The organism is Streptomyces sp. HSG2 (assembly GCF_016598575.1).
Lineage (GTDB): Bacteria > Actinomycetota > Actinomycetes > Streptomycetales > Streptomycetaceae > Streptomyces.
Map to the genome: position 1 here is coordinate 1,399,056 of NZ_CP066801.1, position 16,433 is coordinate 1,415,488.

Consider the following 16,433-nt stretch of genomic DNA (forward strand, 5'->3'; position numbering starts at 1 on the left):
CTCCATCCCGGAATTCTCGTGAACGGTATCACAAACTATTTGATGAGGTCTTTACCTGAGCGTGTGCTCACTCTCACACATGAGGGTGATGGCGCGCGTTTGAGCCTTGGGGTGACCACTTCGCGTGGTATTAGGGCGATTGCGTTCCCTGCTTCGCACGCCAACACCCCGGACGATTCCCACGAGTTGGCAAACCCGTTCGGCGCCTCCTTGCCGAACGGCACCCTCAGCGGCGGAGCCGGGAGCGAGGGCCCACAGCCGTCGCCCCGTTGAGACTCCCCGCTCCGGAGGCCCCCGCGCGTACCGGGACGCGTTCCCGGACGTCGTCCGCCGTGGCCGCGTCCGCCGCCGGGTCCTCGCCCGGAGGGGAAACGGGCTCGACCGCGACCCGGCGGCGCCGCCGGTAGCGCGGCGGCACCACGCTCTCCGCCCAACGCGGCGCCCGCGGCTCGAAGCGGGGCATCAGGAGCAGCGCGAGACCCACCGCGCTGAGGACGACGACCCCCAACACGATCCACATCGACGCGGAGTTCACCGAGTACGCCAGCGCGCCGAAGGCGATCAACGCCGACCAGAAGTACATGATCAGCACGGCACGACTGTGCGAGTGCCCGACCTCCAACAGCCGATGGTGCAGGTGCCCTCGGTCGGCCGCGAAGGGGGACTGGCCGCGCCAGGTCCGTCGGACGATGGCCAGGACCAGGTCGGCGGCCGGGATCGCGATCACGTTCAGCGGCATCAACAGCGGGATGTACACGGGCACCATCTGGTGCACGGTGTTGCGTTCGGACCCGGAGAACAGACCGATCGCGTCCGGGTCCAGTTGTCCGGTGATCGAGATCGCGCCCGCCGCCAGGACCAGACCGATCAACATCGATCCGGAGTCGCCCATGAAGATCCGGGCCGGGTGGATGTTGTGGGGCAGGAAGCCCAGGCACATGCCCACCAGGATCGCCGCGAACAACGTGGCCGGGGCGGCGGCCTCGATGCCATAGGAGTACCAGATCCGGTAGGCGTACATGAAGAACGCCGCGGCGGCGATGCAGACCATGCCGGCCGCCAGCCCGTCCAGCCCGTCCACGAAGTTGACCGCGTTGATGGTGATCACCACCAGCGCGACCGTCAGCAGCGTCCCCTGACCCTGGGTGAGCGCCACGTTGCCGACCCCGGGGATCGGCAGCCACAGGATGGTCAGACCCTGCACCACCATCACGCCGGCGGCGATCATCTGACCACCCAGCTTGATCAGGGCGTCGAGCTCGAACTTGTCGTCCAGGACGCCGATCAGCCAGATCAGGGCGGCCCCGGACAGCAGGGCCCGAGGCTCGTTGGAACGCTCGAAGAGCCCGCTGAGGTTGGTGAGGTGGTCCGCCACCAACATGCCCGCGCACAGGCCGGCGAACATGGCGATGCCGCCCAGCCTCGGCGTCGGCTCCCGATGGACGTCCCGCGCTCGGATCTGCGGCATGGCCCCCGCGACGATCGCGAACTTGCGCACCGGCCCGGTCAGCAGATACGTCACAGCGGCCGTGACGCAGAGCGTCAGCAGGTATTCACGCACGGGCTTCCCCACAGGTCTCGCTGGCCGTCTCAGCCCCACACCCTAGCGAGGCGCGCTCACCCGTGAGGACTTCCGGGGGGCCACCGCGGTTCCGGAGCGGGTCCTCACCGGGCCCGAGAGCCCCGTTCAGGCCCGGCGGACCGGGAAGGCCAAGGCCAGGTCACGCACCCTCTCCCGGGCGACTGCGAGGGACACGTCGCCGCGGAGCACCCCCGCCAGCAGACCGGCGACGGCGCGCATCTCCGCCTCCCCCATGCCCTGCGTGGTGAGCGCGGCGCTCCCCAGGCGCAGCCCACGTGACCGGCCGTGCGGCAGGGGGCAGCAGTCCAGGACCATGCCGACGGCGCCCAGCCTGTCGCGCGCCGCCCGCCCCTCGGTGCCCGTCGGGGCCGGGTCGACGGCGACCAGGTGGGTGTCGGTCCCGCCGGTGGTGACGGGCAGCCCCTCGTCGGCCAAGGCGACGGCCAGCGCGCGGGCGTTGGCCACCACCCGGCGGGTGTAGTCGGCGAACTCCGCCGTCGCCGCCTCGCCGAAGGCGACGGCCTTCGCCGCGACCACGTGCATCTGCGCGCCACCCTGGGTGAACGGGAACACCGCCCGGTCGACCCGCTCGGCCAGTTCCCCGCCGCACAGCAGCATGCCGCCGTGAGGGCCGCGCAACACCTTGTGGGTGGTGGCGCAGACGATGTCCGCGTATGGGACCGGACTGGGCGCCGCTCCCCCGGCGACCAGTCCGATCGGATGGGCGGCGTCCGCGATCAGGTAGGCGCCGACCTCGTCGGCGACCTCCCGGAAGAAGGCGTGGTCGATGTGGCGGGGATAGGCGGTCGACCCGCACACGATCGCCTTGGGGCGGTGGAGCCGGGCCAGGGTCCGCACCTGCCGATGGTCCACGAGCCCGGTCTCGGCGTCCACGCCATAGGAGTGGAACGAGAACCATCGCCCGGAGAAGTTCGCCGCCGACCCGTGGGTGAGGTGGCCCCCGTGGGACAGGCCGAGCGCCAGCACGGTGTCCCCGGGTCGCAGCAGCGCGGCGTAGGCCGCCAGCACCGCGGAGGAACCCGAGTGCGGCTGCGCGTTGACGTGCTCGGCGCCGAAGAGCGCGCGGGCCCGCTCCGCGGCGAGCCGCTCGACGGCGTCGGCGATCTCGCACCCGCCGTGGTGCCGCGCACCGGGGTAGCCCTCCGCGTACTTGTCGGCCAGGGGCGAGGCGAGCGCCGCCAGCACGGCGGGCGAGGCGAAGTTCTCCGCGGCGGTCAGCTGGAGCGTGGTCGACCTCCGTCGTTCCTCGGCGAACAGCAGGTCGGCCAACTCGGGGTCGCGGCGCGCCAGGACACCCGCGTCGGCCGCTGTGGCGTGGATGACCGACATGATGCGCTCCCGGCTGTCGCGAGGTGGCGTACGTCCAATGTAGGCCGCTCGTGCCTCTCCCGCGCCGTGAGGCGGATCCGGCCCGCCTCGGGCGTGGCCGGGAGAGCCCGCCGAGGACGGACGGCGAGCCGGCCTCGCTCTCGGCGGGGAACGGTCCCAGGGGCCGTGACGGCGCCTCGGGACCCGCGTCCGGAGAGGCGGGCGCCCCCCGGACGCGGGTCCCGGCGGCTGCCGGACGCCGGGGCCTACGGGCGCGGGCCCACCCCGGTCAGCGCCGTCACCACGGGATCGAGCGCCCGGTGTATCTCGTCCCCGATCGATCGGAAGAAGGGCAGTGGCGCGCCGTAGGGGTCGTGGACCTCGTCCGCCTCCGCCGTGGGCGCCAGCAGCCAGCCGCGCAACGCCGCCGCGGCCCTCACCAGGGCACGGGAGCGGGCCACCAGGCCCTCCTCCAGCGCGGGCAGGGTCGCCGGGTCGATGGCGTCCACGAGCCGTGTGAACTCCTTCAGCGTGAAGGTGCGCAGGCCGGCCGAGTGCCCCATGGAGACGACCTGGGCGCGGTGGTCCCGGGTCGCCGTCAGGACCAGGTCCGCGCGGATGACGTGCTCGTCGTGCAGTTCCCGGCCGAGGAACCCGGAGGCGTCGGCGCCGAACTCGGCCAGGACCGTCTCCGCGTTGCTCTCCATGGGCGCGCCCTCGTGCCCCCAGGTCCCGGCGCTCTCCACGATCAGTCCACCGCCGAGCAGGCCCAGTCGTTCCTGGACGAAGTGCCGGGTGAGCCGCTCGGTGATCGGGGAACGGCAGACGTTGCCGGTGCTGACATGGAGGATGCGGAAGCTGTCCCGGGGGAGGCCGAAGGTGCTCGTGCGCTCCGCCGGTCGTTCCTCGTCGGCTGTGCCGCGCCCCGTCTCAGGGGCCGTCAATTCGCCACCTCGAGGTCGGGTACGACCTCCCTGAGCTCGCTCGCCGACAGGGCGCCCGCACGCAGCAGGACCGGCGTGGCGCGAGTGACGTCCACGATCGAGGACGGTTCGATGCCGGGGGTGGGTCCGCCGTCGAGGTACACCGAGACGGAGTCGCCGAGCATCCCCTGGGCGGCGTCGCAGTCCTCGGGTGCCGGGTGGCCGGTGAGGTTGGCGGAGGAGACGGCCATCGGTCCGACCTCGGTGAGCAGCTCGATGGCGACGGGGTGCAGCGGCATGCGCACGGCGACGGTGCCCCGGGTCTCCCCGAGGTCCCATTGCAGCGACGGCTGGTGCCGGGCGACGAGGGTGAGCGCCCCCGGCCAGAAGGCGTCGACCAGCTCCCACGCTCGCTCGGAGAAGTCGGTGACCAGGCCGTGCAGGGTGTTCGGGGACCCGATCAGGACCGGCGAGGGCATGGCGCGACCGCGTCCCTTGGCCGACAGCAGGTCGCCGACGGCCTCGGCGGAGAAGGCGTCGGCTCCGACGCCGTAGACGGTGTCCGTGGGCAGCACCACCAGTTCGCCACGGCGCACCGCCGACGCGGCCTCGCGCAGACCGGTCGCTCGGTCGGTCGCGTCGTTGGTGTCGTATCGCCGTGCCATAGCTAGCGGGCCTCCTCGTGCACGTGCTGCGCAATCGTAGTGCGGCGCTGGTTCACGGCAGCGCCTTCCGGGCGGTGGCGAACCGCGGGCGGTTGTTGAGGTCGGGGTGGTCGGCCGCGTCGGCCCAGCCCCGTTCCTCGGCGAAGATCCACGGAACCAGCCCGCCCTGGGTGTCGGCGTGCTCGACGACGACCACGCCGCCGGGTCGCAGCAGTCGGTGGGCGGTGCGCTCCAGGCCGCGGATCAGGTCGAGTCCGTCCTCCCCGGAGAAGAGCGCCAACTGAGGGTCGTGGTCACGGGCCTCGGGGGCGACGTACTCCCATTCGGTGAGCGGGATGTACGGCGGGTTGGAGACGACGAGGTCGACCTGTCCGTCGAGGTCGGGGAAGGCCGTACGGGCGTCGCCCTGCCGCAGGTCGACCCGCGATCCCGCCATGTTGCGGCGGGTCCACCTGAGCGCGTCCTCGGACAGCTCCACCGCGTGGACCCGCGAGCGCGGGACCTCCTGGGCGAGGGCCAGTGCGATGGCTCCCGAGCCGGTGCACAGGTCGACCACGCACGGCTCGACCACGTCCATGGCGCGGACCGCGTCTATGGCCCATCCGACGACCGACTCCGTCTCCGGTCGGGGCACGAAGACCCCCGGGCCGACCTGGAGCTCCAGGTAGCGGAAGTAGGCGCGTCCGGTGATGTGCTGGAGGGGTTCGCGGGCCTCGCGCCGGGCGACGACCTCCCAGTAGCGGGCGTCGAAGTCGGAGTCGGTGACGGAGTGCAGCTCGCCGCGTTTGACGCCGTGCACGAACGCGGCGAGTTCCTCCGCGTCGGTGCGCGGCGAGGGCACGCCGGCGTCGGCCAGCCGCTGGGCGGCCTGGGCCACCTCCGCGAGCAGCAGGTTCACGCTGGTCCTCCGGGGTCTTCGTGCGGCGTCGGGTCGCGGTGCGTCGGTTACGCCGCGGCGAGCTTGGCGGCCGAGTCCGCGTCGACACAGGCCTGGATCACCGCGCCCAGGTCGCCGTCGAGCACCTGGTCGAGGTTGTAGGCCTTGAAGCCGACGCGATGGTCGGAGATGCGGTTCTCCGGGAAGTTGTAGGTGCGGATCTTCTCGGACCGGTCGACGGTGCGGACCTGGCTGCGGCGGGCGTCCGCGGCCTCCCTCTCCGCCTCCTCCTGCGCCATGGCGAGGAGCCTGGAGCGCAGGATACGCAGCGCCTGCTCCTTGTTCTGCAGCTGGCTCTTCTCGTTCTGGCAGGAGGCGACGACGCCGGTGGGGACGTGCGTGATCCGCACGGCGGAGTCGGTGGTGTTGACGGACTGGCCGCCCGGCCCGGAGGACCGGTAGACGTCGACGCGCAGGTCGTTGGGGTTGATCTCGACGTCGATCTCCTCGGCCTCCGGTGTGACCAGAACACCGGCGGCGGAGGTGTGGATCCGTCCCTGGGACTCGGTCGCCGGGACCCGCTGGACGCGGTGGACGCCGCCCTCGTACTTGAGCCGCGCCCAGACGCCCTGTCCGGGCTCGGGGCTCTGGCCGCCCTTGGTCTTGACGGCGACCTGGACGTCCTTGTACCCGCCCAGCTCGGACTCGGTGGCGTCGATGATCTCGGTCTTCCAGCCGACGCGCTCGGCGTACCGCAGGTACATGCGCAGCAGGTCCCCGGCGAACAAGGCGGACTCGTCGCCGCCCGCCCCGGCCTTGATCTCCAGGATGACGTCCTTGTCGTCGCTGGGGTCGCGCGGAACCAGCAGCAGCCGGAGCCGGTCGGTCAGCTCCTCGCGGAGGTGTTCCAGCTCCTTGACCTCGGCGGCGAAGTCGGGGTCGTCGGCGGCCAGCTCACGGGCGGTGGCGATGTCGTCGCCGGTCCGCTTCCAGGAACGGTAGGCGGTGATGATCGGGGTGAGTTCGGCGTAGCGCTTGTTCAACCGGCGCGCGTTGGCCTGGTCGGCGTGGACCGAGGGGTCGGCGAGCCGGGTCTCCAGGTCGGCGTGCTCGGCGGCGAGATCCTCGACGGCCTCGAACATCTTGGGGCTCCTGTGCTGCGGTGAAGGGGAGGGCGAGCGACCAAAAACGCCGGTCCCGGCGCGCCCTGCGGGACGCGGCCGTGGACCGGCGGTCGGTTGCTCGCTACTTCTTGGAGCCGGCGGCCTTGCCGAAGCGGGCCTCGAAACGGGCCACGCGGCCACCGGTGTCGAGGATCTTCTGCTTGCCCGTGTAGAACGGGTGGCACGCGGAGCAGACCTCGGCCCGGATGGAGCCGGACTCGATGGTGCTTCGGGTGGTGAACGACGCGCCGCAGGTGCAGCTGACCTGCGTCTCGACGTACGCGGGGTGGATGTCGCGCTTCACGGTGTCTCCTTGGTTCAGGGAGGGCGCCGGGTCGCCGTCGCGGGGTGCGAGGGCGTGAACCGGAGCCGACGTACCAGTCTGCCGGCACTGGTGCCGTCTCCCAAAACCGGGGGACGGGCTCGGGTATTCCGCCGGCACCGGCGGGGCCTTCGGCGGCCCCGCTCCCGCCGAACGGGTCACGTCTCAGGGGACGGTGATCACGTCGCCGGCCTCACCGGTGGCGGACCCCTCACGCAGAGTGGTCGGTATCGGCTCGTCCGCCTTGAGCGCGGTCCACAGGCGCTGGGCCTCGTCCTCCTCGGGGGCGACGCGGTTGGGGTCGTCGGGGGCGTAGTGCACCGGCAGCGTGATCATGGTCAGGTCCGAGGCCCCGATCCCGCCGAGATCGGCCGCGAACGACATCAGGGCGTTCACCGAGCCGAGGTCCGAGTCCGTGGTCAGACTCTTCGTGGCGGTGTCGGCGAGGTTGTAGAGGCGGGTGGGGTCGCCGAGCAGCCCGAGGCTGCCGACCTGCTCCGTGAGGGCCTTGACGAAGGCCTGCTGGAGCTGGATGCGACCGAGGTCCGAGCCGTCGCCGACGCCGTGTCGGGTGCGGACCAGGGCGAGCGCCTCCTCGCCGTCCAGTCGGTGGGTGCCGGCTTCGAGGTCGAGGTGGCTGTCCGGGTCGTGGATGTCCTGGGTGGTGGTGATCTCGACTCCGCCGAGGTCGTCGATCAGCCGTTGGAAACCACTGAAGTCGACCTCCAGGTAGTGGTCCATGCGCAGTCCGCTGAGGGTCTCGACGGTCTTCACGGCGCAGGCCGCGCCGCCGACGGAGTACGCGGAGTTGAACATGGAGCCGTCCTCTGCGGGGTGGTCGACGCCTTGGGAGTCGACGCAGTCCGGCCGGTGGACGAGGGTGTCGCGGGGTATGGAGACCACGCTGGCCTCCCGGTGGCCCTCGTGCACGTGGACGATCATGGCGGTGTCGGAGCGCGCGGTGCCGTCGTCGGTGCCGCCACCGACCGACCGGTTGTCCCCCGACCGCGAGTCCGAGCCGATGACCAGGATGTTCTCGGATCCGTCGTCGGCACCCGCGGGCCGGTCGCCGCCCAGCATCCGGTCGATGTCGACGCTGGTGAGGTTGCCGTTGAACTTGACGTACAGGTACCCGGCGCCCGCCCCTCCGAGAAGGACGACCCCCGCGGCGGTCCAGGCGACCAGGCGTATGCCGCGACGGCGCCCGGCGCGCGGTTTGCGGCGGCGCCCCTTGCCTCGACGACGCGGGCCGCGGGGCACGGCCGCCCCGGGTATGTCGGGGCCCGGCGTGCTCTGGGCGGACATGTGATCCTCGGCTCTCGTCTCCGGTCGGGTTCCCCTGCGGACGGGGTCCGGCCATTGGCCGTTTTCTGCCGTTACCGCACCATCGTCCCTCCATCACTCGAACGGCGGAACTCGGGGCAGGGTCGCACGCCCGGCTGTGACCGTGATGTGACCCGCCGGGCCCCGCGGGCGGCCGCGAGGGGACGGAGCACGCCCCAACGTCCGGCGCGAGCAAGGGATTTCGGCCCCAAAAGTGATCGTTGCCCGATCCGTCGGGAGCGAGTCGGATGTGGCGAAGATCGCTCGAAACGGTCGATCGCGCACCGAAACAGGGCCACCCCGTCACCAGAGGTGACGGGGTGGCCCTGTGTGACGCCCGACGGCGCGCTGTGTGGTCAGTCGCCGTTCCCGGGGGTCGGCGTCGTCTTCTGGATCTGCATGAGGAACTCGACGTTGGACTTGGTCTGCTTCATCTTGTCCAAGAGCAGCTCGATCGCCTGCTGCTGGTCGAGTGCGTGCAGCACCCTGCGCAGCTTCCACACGACCCCGAGCTCCTCGGCACCCAGCAGGATCTCCTCCTTGCGGGTGCCCGAGGCGTCGACGTCGACCGCCGGGAAGATGCGCTTGTCGGCGAGCCTCCGATCGAGCTTGAGCTCCATGTTGCCGGTGCCCTTGAACTCCTCGAAGATGACCTCGTCCATGCGGGACCCGGTGTCCACCAGGGCGGTGGCGAGGATGGTCAGCGAGCCGCCGTCCTCGATGTTGCGGGCCGCGCCGAAGAAGCGCTTCGGCGGGTAGAGGGCCGTGGAGTCGACACCACCGGACAGGATGCGCCCGGAGGCCGGGGCGGCCAGGTTGTAGGCGCGGCCCAGGCGGGTGATCGAGTCGAGCAGGACGACGACGTCGTGGCCCAGCTCCACCAGGCGCTTGGCCCGCTCGACGGCCAACTCCGCGACGGTGGTGTGGTCCTCGGCGGGGCGGTCGAAGGTCGAGGAGATGACCTCGCCCTTGACCGACCGCTGCATGTCCGTGACCTCTTCCGGACGCTCGTCGACGAGGACGACCATCAGGTGGCACTCGGGGTTGTTGTGCGTGATGGCGTTGGCGATCGCCTGCATGATCATGGTCTTGCCGGTCTTCGGCGGTGCCACGATGAGCCCGCGCTGACCCTTGCCGATCGGCGAGACGAGGTCGATGATCCGCGTCGTCAGCACACCCGGATCGGTCTCCAGACGGAGGCGGTCCTGCGGGTAGAGCGGAGTCAGCTTGTTGAACTCCGGGCGACCGCGGCCGTGTTCGGGTGCCATCCCGTTGACCGAGTCCAGTCGCACCAGCGCGTTGAACTTCTCGCGACGCTCGCCGTCCTTCGGCTGGCGGACGGCACCGGTGAGGTGGTCGCCCTTGCGCAGACCGTTCTTGCGCACCTGAGCCAGGGAGACGTACACGTCGTTCGGGCCGGGCAGGTAGCCGGAGGTCCGGATGAAGGCGTAGTTGTCGAGGATGTCCAGGATGCCCGCGACGGGGATCAGGACGTCGTCCTCGGCGATCTGCGGCTCGGACACGTCGTCGCGACCGCGCCGGCCCCGCCGGTCCCGGTAGCGACCCCGGCGACCCCGTCGGCCGCCGTCGAAGTCGTCGTCGCCCTGACCGCCGCCGCCCTGCTGGCGCTGCTGACCGCCGCCGCCCTGGGCCTGCTGGTCGTCGCCCTTGCCGCGACGGTCGCGACCGCGTTCGCGGCGGTCACGACGACGGCTCTCCCCGGGGCCCTCGCCGGCCTCGGAGCGGGCGTCCTGCTGCTGCCCCTGCCCCGCCTGCTGCGAGGTCGCGTCGACCCGGGTCTCGCCCTTGGTCTCGGCGACGACGGTGTCGGTGCCGCCCCCGGCCTCGGAGGTGGCGCGCCGGCGGCGACGCTCGACGGGGGCGTCCTCTCCCCCGCGCTCGGCGTCGCCCGCGCGGCCACCGGCGGGCTGGCCGGGGATCTCGATCTGCTGCCCGCCGGACGCGCCCGCGGGAGCGCCGGCGGAGGTCTCCTCCGGCTTCGCGGCGGCCTTGCCGCCCTTGGCGGCCCGGGCGGCCCGGGGCGCCTCCTCCTCGGCCCCCTCCTCGCCCGTGCGGGTGCGGGAGGTGGCGCGACGCTTGGGCTTGGCCTCGGAGGCGCCGTCGGCCTTGGCGGGCGCTCCGCCCGCCGCCTGCGCCTCCTTGATGACCTCGATCAGTTGGCTCTTGCGCATCCGCGCGGTGCCCCTGATGCCCAGGCCGGAGGCGACCTGCTGCAACTCTGCCAGCACCATGCCCTCCAGGCCGGTGCCGCGGCGCCGCCGCGAGCCGGCACCAGTGGCAGGCGCGGAGGCGTCCGTGGAGGGCGCTGCAGCGGTCTCCTCGACACGTGCGCCCATCAGATCGGTGGTGTCGCTCACGAAGGGTCCTTCCCTGGAGCGGACGTCGGCCTGTCTGGCTCGGCGACCGGTTGTGCTGTCCGGCTTCGGTTCTTGCTGTCCGAACCGCGCCGGGGCGGTGGTCCGCCTCTGCGGCGGAAGAGATTTCCGGTGATGGCGCTTCCGTGCGCCGCGGCACCCAGTGTCTGTGTCACGCGGCGTGGTGGCACCGGCTCCGGAGCGTGCCCGGTGGGCCACTCAGTGTCGGTGTAGGCCGTACTGCCCGCGTACGGCATCCACCACACAGGGCGACTTGGGGAGCTCCCGGAAGAATGTCTGTCCCGGAGGGGGACACGAGGCACCTCGCCATGGTGAGGTCGGGTGCGGACTTGAGGTTAACACTACCGGATCCAACAAACATTCCCCCTCTCGTCGTCCGGCAACCGTGTGTCAAGGGGCCAGCGGCAGGACACTGGCCCCGCGTCGGTCCAGGTCCAGTCGATTCGCGGCCCAGTCCCGACCGGCGAGGGCCTCGACCTTGTCGGCGGTGTCCGCGTCGGCCAGGGCCATGACGGTGGGCCCCGCGCCGGAGATCACGGCGGGCACCCCGTCGGCCCTCAGGCGCTCCACGAGCGCGGCGCTCTCCGGCATGGCGGGCGCGCGGTAGTCCTGGTGGAGTCGGTCCTCCGTGGCCGGGAGCAGGAGTTCCGGACGGCGTGTCAGCGCCTCGACGAGCAGGGCGGCGCGACCGGCGTTGGCTGCGGCGTCGACATGCGGGACGGCGCGCGGCAGCAGACCGCGCGCCGTCTCCGTGAGAACGGGCTTGCCGGGGACGAAAACCACCGGAACGACGGAATCGTCGGGGTCCATCCTGATCGCCCGGGCCGTTCCGCCCTCCATCCAGGACAGTGTGAACCCGCCCAGCAGGCAGGCCGCGACGTTGTCGGGGTGCCCCTCGATCTCCGTGGCGAGGTCGAGGGCGGCGGCATCGCCGAGCCGCGTCTCCCCGCCTATCGTCACGGCGCGGGCGGCGACGATGCCGGCGCAGATGGCGGCGGAGGAGGAGCCGAGGCCGCGGCCGTGCGGGACACGGTTGGCGCAGACGATCTCCAATCCGCGCGGTTGGCCGCCGAGGACGTCGAAGGCGGCGCGCAGGGAGCGGACGAGGAGGTGCCGCTCGTCGCGCGGCAGGGTGTCCTCGCCCTCCCCGGCGATGTCGATGTGCAGCCCGGAGTCGGCCACCCGGACGACCACGTCGTCGTACAGACCCAGCGCGAGGCCGAGGGCGTCGAAGCCCGGGCCGAGGTTGGCGCTGGTGGCGGGGACGCGCACCCGGACGGCGGCGGCGCGGAACGCTGGACCGGCCATCGCTCGTTGACTCTCCTTGAGCTGCGTGATGGTCGAATGACTTGCGAGAACGTGCGGTGGGGTACGGGGGGGGACTTCGGGGATCCGGACCACCGCTCGCTCGGGGACGGTCGGCCGTGCCCCGGCCGCCGACCGGGCATGGAGACGGCGAGGCCCGCTCCCGATGCCAGACGGGTACGGCGGACCGTTCGGTACAGCCTATCGAAGGAAAGTTGACGGACGACATAGGGCGCACAGGAGGCGCACGATGCGTGTCGCGAGCCCGGTGTGCAACCCCCACGTGGACCCTCCCCGGTCGGGGGTCTCCCTACGCCTCCCTACGCCCGATCGGGGGACGCGGGGCCGCGCCCCGGGCGTACGGGGAGGGGCACGGCGCCCGTACGACCCGCTCGTTCAGGCCAGGCCGAGGTGCTCGGCCGCCGTCGCCGCGTCGACCGGGACGGCGACCGGCTGGGGGGCTCCGGCGACGGCCCAGTCGGGGTCCTTGAGCCCGTTGCCGGTGACGGTGCAGACGACGGTCTGACCCGGGTCGACCCGGCCCTGTTCGGCCGCCTTCAGCAGCCCGGCCACCGAGGCGGCGGAGGCGGGCTCGACAAACACCCCCTCCTGCGCGGCCAACAGCCGGTAGGCGCGCAGAATCTCACGATCCGTCACCTCGCTGATCGTCCCCCCGGACTCGTCACGAGCCTCCAGGGCCCGCGACCAGGAGGCCGGGTTCCCGATCCGGATGGCGGTGGCCACGGTGGTGGGCTCCTTGACCACCTCGCCCCGCACGATGGGGGCACTGCCGGAGGCCTGGAAGCCCCACATGCGGGGGGTACGGCCGGCGACGCCGTCCGCGGCGTACTCGCGGTATCCCTTCCAGTACGCGGTGATGTTCCCGGCGTTGCCCACCGGCAGGACGTGGATGTCGGGCGCGTCGCCGAGCATGTCCACGATCTCGAAGGCCGCCGTCTTCTGCCCTTCGATGCGCACCGGGTTGACCGAATTGACCAACGACACCGGATAGTCCTCGCTCAGGGCGCGCGCGAGGGCGAGGCAGTCGTCGAAGTTCCCGTCGACCTGGAGGATCTTGGCCCCGTGCACGAGCGCCTGCCCCATCTTGCCGAGAGCGATCTTGCCCTGGGGGACCAGCACCGCGGCGACCATGCCGGCCCGCACCCCGTACGCGGCGGCGCTCGCGGAGGTGTTGCCGGTGGAGGCGCAGATGACGGCCTTGGCCCCCTCCTCCTTCGCCTTGCTGATGGCCATGGTCATGCCCCGGTCCTTGAAGGACCCGGTCGGGTTGGCCCCCTCCACCTTCAGGTGGACCTCGCAGCCCGTGCGAGCGGAGAGCACCCGGGCGGGCACGAGCGGGGTACCGCCCTCGCGCAACGTCACGACCGGCGTGGTGGGGGACACCGGCAGCCGGTCCCGGTACTCCTCGATGATTCCGCGCCACTGGTGGGTCATCGCTCGTTACTCTCCTTCAACCCGCATCATGCCGGCGACACCACGCACGGTGTCGAGCTTGCTGAGCGCCGCCACGGTGGCGGCCAGCGCCGCGTCGGGGGCGCGGTGCGTGACGACGACGAGGGACGCCTCGCCGTCCTTGCCCTGCTGGCGCACCGTGTCGATGGACACGCCGTGCTCGGCGAAGACGGTCGCGACCTGGGCGAGCACACCGGGCTTGTCGGCGACCTCCAGGCTGATGTGGTAGCGCGTGACCGCCTCGCCCATCGTGGAGACGGGCAGCGCGGTGTAGGCGGACTCACCGGGGCCGAGAGCGCCGCCGAGCCGGTTGCGGCAGACGGCGACCAGGTCGCCGAGCACGGCGGAGGCGGTGGGCGATCCGCCCGCGCCGGGACCGTAGAACATCAACTGTCCCGCCGCGTCCGACTCCACGAACACCGCGTTGTAGGCACCGCGGACGCCGGCCAGCGGGTGGTCGAGCGGAATCATCGCGGGGTGGACCCGAGCCGTGACGGAGGCGCCGTCCTCGGCCCGCTCGCAGATGGCGAGCAGCTTGATGGTGCGGCCCGTCTGCCGCGCGGAGACGAAGTCGGCGGCGGTGACCTCGGTCATGCCCTCGCGGTGGACGTCGTCGAGACGCACCCGGGTGTGGAAGGCGATCCCGGCGAGGATGGCGGCCTTCGCCGCCGCGTCGAAGCCCTCCACGTCCGCCGTGGGGTCGGCCTCCGCGTAGCCCAGGGCGGTCGCCTCGTCGAGGGCCTCCTGGTAGCCGGCGCCGGTGGAGTCCATCTTGTCGAGGATGAAGTTGGTGGTGCCGTTGACGATCCCCAGCACACGGTTGACCTTGTCACCGGCCAGGGACTCGCGCAGCGGGCGGACCAGCGGGATCGCGCCGGCCACCGCGGCCTCGTAGTAGAGGTCCCTGCCGTGTTCCTCCGCCGAAGCGTGCAGCGCCGCGCCGTCCTGGGCCAGCAGGGCCTTGTTGGCGGAGACGACCGACGCGCCGTGGGCGAAGGCGGTGGTGATCAACGTCCGGGCCGGCTCGATCCCCCCGATCACCTCGACGACGACGTCCAGGTCACCGCGTTCGACGAGAGCGGTGGCGTCGGTGGTGACCAGCGCGGGGTCGACCCCCTCACGCACGCGGTCGGGTCGCCGCACGGCGACCCCGACCAGTTCCAGCGGGGCACCGACACGGGCGGCGAGGTCGTCGGCGTGCGTCGTCATGATGCGCGCCACCTCTGAGCCGACCACTCCACAGCCCAGCAGCGCCACCTTCAGCGGACGCGTACGCATCATCCGACCTCGTTTCCTCTGACCGTAGACGGTGGAACCAGTCTCACTCACCGGACGGCGTTTTCCGCCGTTGTTCCGGATTGTGAGACGGTTGTTCCATTTTCGTGCGTGCCCGGTGGCACAGGGGTCCACGCCCGCGAAGCCGCCCGTCGGAGCCCGCCACACGCGCTCCCCTCCCGAAGGCGCCGCACCGAACCCGGGGCGACACCAACCGGCGCGGGCCGACCGGACACCGGCAGTATCGCGCCCCCGCCGATGAGCCCGGACACCGGTCCCTCCCGAAGGTCGGGACCGGAGCGGACGGACCGACCGGCGGGCCCGGGGAACGCCCGGCGGACCCGACACGACCCCACGGGGACACCGGACACCGCCGGAGATCAACCGACGTCGAGACGGAGCAGGTCCTCCTCGGTCTCCCGTCGCAGGATCGCGCGCGACTGGCCGTCCCGCACCGCCACCACCGGCGGACGCGGCACCTGGTTGTAGTTGCTGGCCATGGACCGGCAGTACGCCCCCGTCGCCGGCACCGCGAGGAGGTCCCCGGGCGCCAGGTCGTCCGGCAGAAACGCGTCCTTGACCACGATGTCCCCACTCTCGCAGTGCTTGCCCACGACACGGGCGAGCATCGGCCCGGCGTCGGAGGCCCGGGAGGCCAGGGCAACGCTGTACTCGGCGTCGTACAACGCCGTGCGGATGTTGTCGGACATCCCGCCGTCCACGGAGACGTACGTCCGCAGGCCGTCGAGCCGCTTGACGGTGCCCACCTCGTAGAGGGTGAACGCCGTCGGCCCGGCGATGGCCCGACCCGGCTCCACGGAGATCCTCGGCGTCCTCAGCCCCGCCGCCTCGCACTCACGGGTGACGATCTCCCCGAGCGCCTTGGCGATCTCGTGCGGCTCACGGGGATCGTCGTCGCTGGTGTAGGCGATCCCCAGACCACCACCGAGATCGATCTCCGGCAGCTCGACCCCGTGCTCGTCCCGGATCTCCCTCAACAACCCCACCACGCGGTGCGCCGCCACCTCGAAGCCGGACATGTCGAAGATCTGCGATCCGATGTGCGAGTGGATGCCGACCAACTCCAGGCCGTCCAGCCGCAGCGCCCGCCGTACGGCCTCCGCCGCCTGACCGCCGGCCAGCGGGATGCCGAACTTCTGATCCTCATGGGCGGTGGCGATGAACTCGTGGGTGTGCGCCTCGACACCCACGGTGATCCTGATCTGGGCCCGCTGCCTCCTGCCCAGGGACTCGGCCACGTGCGCGACACGGACGATCTCCTGGAACGAGTCCAGGACGACCCGGCCCACACCGGCCCGCACCGCGCGCTCGATCTCCTCGGACGACTTGTTGTTGCCGTGGAACGCGATCCGCTCGGCGGGCATCCCGGCGGACAACGCGGTGGTCAGCTCACCCCCGGAACACACGTCGAGATTGAGCCCCTCCTCGTCCAACCACCGCACCACGGCCCGGGACAGGAAGGCCTTGCCCGCGTAGAACACGTCCGCGTCCTCCCCGAACGCGGCGCGCCAGGCCCGGGCACGGGCGCGGAAGTCGTCCTCGTCGAGGACGTACGCGGGCGTCCCGTACTCCTCGGCGATCTCGGTGACCGTCCGACCCCCGACGGTGACGACGCCATCGGCGTCGCGGGCGACGGTCCGAGCCCAGACCTTGGGGTCGAGGTGGTTCAGATCTGCGGGCGGCGCCGAATAGTGGCCCTCGGGCAGGACGTCTGCGTGGCGGGGCCCGGCGGGGTGGGCGGAACGGCTCATGGCTCTTGGCTTCCCTCGGAGGAACAGG

Annotated in this window: 13 protein-coding genes; all 13 read right to left on the reverse strand. The window is 71.8% G+C overall.

Annotation, left to right across the window (positions count from 1 at the left end):
• Nucleotides 1-226 precede the first annotated feature (226 nt).
• The 13 genes from JEK78_RS05615 to lysA all read right to left on the reverse strand — a co-directional run bounded on the left by JEK78_RS05615 (nt 227) and on the right by lysA (nt 16,405).
• Nucleotides 227-1,561: an MraY family glycosyltransferase gene (locus tag JEK78_RS05615; RefSeq protein ID WP_200263001.1), complete on the reverse strand. Its 1,335-nt coding sequence runs from the start codon at nt 1,559-1,561 to the stop codon at nt 227-229.
• A gap of 126 nt (nt 1,562-1,687) precedes the next feature.
• On the reverse strand, nt 1,688-2,932 hold the full coding sequence (gene glyA / locus JEK78_RS05620; RefSeq protein ID WP_200263002.1) for a serine hydroxymethyltransferase: 1,245 nt from the start codon (nt 2,930-2,932) through the stop codon (nt 1,688-1,690).
• A gap of 245 nt (nt 2,933-3,177) precedes the next feature.
• A complete protein-coding gene (locus JEK78_RS05625; protein ID WP_200263003.1) occupies nt 3,178-3,855 on the reverse strand; it encodes a protein-tyrosine-phosphatase in 678 nt (225 codons plus the stop codon).
• Nucleotides 3,852-4,499, reverse strand: a complete 648-nt coding sequence (locus JEK78_RS05630) for an L-threonylcarbamoyladenylate synthase (RefSeq protein WP_200263004.1) — start codon at nt 4,497-4,499, stop codon at nt 3,852-3,854. Before JEK78_RS05630 ends, JEK78_RS05625 begins: the two co-directional genes overlap by 4 nt.
• A gap of 52 nt (nt 4,500-4,551) precedes the next feature.
• The gene (prmC, locus tag JEK78_RS05635; RefSeq protein WP_200263005.1) at nt 4,552-5,397 is read right to left on the reverse strand and encodes a peptide chain release factor N(5)-glutamine methyltransferase; all 846 of its coding nucleotides are present in this window, start codon (nt 5,395-5,397) and stop codon (nt 4,552-4,554) included.
• 47 nt (nt 5,398-5,444) lie between these two features.
• Complete coding sequence (prfA, locus tag JEK78_RS05640; protein ID WP_200263006.1) at nt 5,445-6,518, reverse strand: peptide chain release factor 1; 1,074 nt, start codon at nt 6,516-6,518, stop codon at nt 5,445-5,447.
• Nucleotides 6,519-6,621: 103 nt separating this feature from the next.
• Nucleotides 6,622-6,843: a 50S ribosomal protein L31 gene (gene rpmE, locus JEK78_RS05645; protein ID WP_200263007.1), complete on the reverse strand. Its 222-nt coding sequence runs from the start codon at nt 6,841-6,843 to the stop codon at nt 6,622-6,624.
• A 183-nt stretch (nt 6,844-7,026) separates the two neighbouring features.
• Nucleotides 7,027-8,166 carry an LCP family protein gene (locus JEK78_RS05650; protein WP_200263008.1) on the reverse strand — a complete coding sequence of 380 codons (1,140 nt, stop codon included), beginning with the start codon at nt 8,164-8,166 and terminating at the stop codon, nt 7,027-7,029.
• Nucleotides 8,167-8,540: 374 nt separating this feature from the next.
• Nucleotides 8,541-10,562, reverse strand: coding sequence for a transcription termination factor Rho (gene rho, locus JEK78_RS05655; RefSeq protein WP_200263009.1), 2,022 nt, complete (start codon nt 10,560-10,562; stop codon nt 8,541-8,543).
• Between the two features lie 408 nt (nt 10,563-10,970).
• Nucleotides 10,971-11,888, reverse strand: a complete 918-nt coding sequence (gene thrB / locus JEK78_RS05660; RefSeq protein WP_200263010.1) for a homoserine kinase — start codon at nt 11,886-11,888, stop codon at nt 10,971-10,973.
• Between the two features lie 393 nt (nt 11,889-12,281).
• On the reverse strand, nt 12,282-13,340 hold the full coding sequence (gene thrC / locus JEK78_RS05665) for a threonine synthase (protein WP_200263011.1): 1,059 nt from the start codon (nt 13,338-13,340) through the stop codon (nt 12,282-12,284).
• 6 nt (nt 13,341-13,346) lie between these two features.
• The gene (locus tag JEK78_RS05670; protein WP_200263012.1) at nt 13,347-14,639 is read right to left on the reverse strand and encodes a homoserine dehydrogenase; all 1,293 of its coding nucleotides are present in this window, start codon (nt 14,637-14,639) and stop codon (nt 13,347-13,349) included.
• A gap of 374 nt (nt 14,640-15,013) precedes the next feature.
• A complete protein-coding gene (gene lysA, locus JEK78_RS05675) occupies nt 15,014-16,405 on the reverse strand; it encodes a diaminopimelate decarboxylase (RefSeq protein ID WP_200263013.1) in 1,392 nt (463 codons plus the stop codon).
• Nucleotides 16,406-16,433: the final 28 nt, after the last annotated feature.

Coding starts and splice junctions, on each gene's coding strand:
- JEK78_RS05670 (WP_200263012.1), bottom strand. CDS start 14,639: ATGATGCGTACGCGTCCGCTGAAGGTGGCGCTGCTGGGCTGTGGAGTG.
- thrC (WP_200263011.1), bottom strand. CDS start 13,340: ATGACCCACCAGTGGCGCGGAATCATCGAGGAGTACCGGGACCGGCTG.
- glyA (WP_200263002.1), bottom strand. CDS start 2,932: ATGTCGGTCATCCACGCCACAGCGGCCGACGCGGGTGTCCTGGCGCGC.
- lysA (WP_200263013.1), bottom strand. CDS start 16,405: ATGAGCCGTTCCGCCCACCCCGCCGGGCCCCGCCACGCAGACGTCCTG.
- JEK78_RS05650 (WP_200263008.1), bottom strand. CDS start 8,166: ATGTCCGCCCAGAGCACGCCGGGCCCCGACATACCCGGGGCGGCCGTG.
- JEK78_RS05630 (WP_200263004.1), bottom strand. CDS start 4,499: ATGGCACGGCGATACGACACCAACGACGCGACCGACCGAGCGACCGGT.
- thrB (WP_200263010.1), bottom strand. CDS start 11,888: ATGGCCGGTCCAGCGTTCCGCGCCGCCGCCGTCCGGGTGCGCGTCCCC.
- prfA (WP_200263006.1), bottom strand. CDS start 6,518: ATGTTCGAGGCCGTCGAGGATCTCGCCGCCGAGCACGCCGACCTGGAG.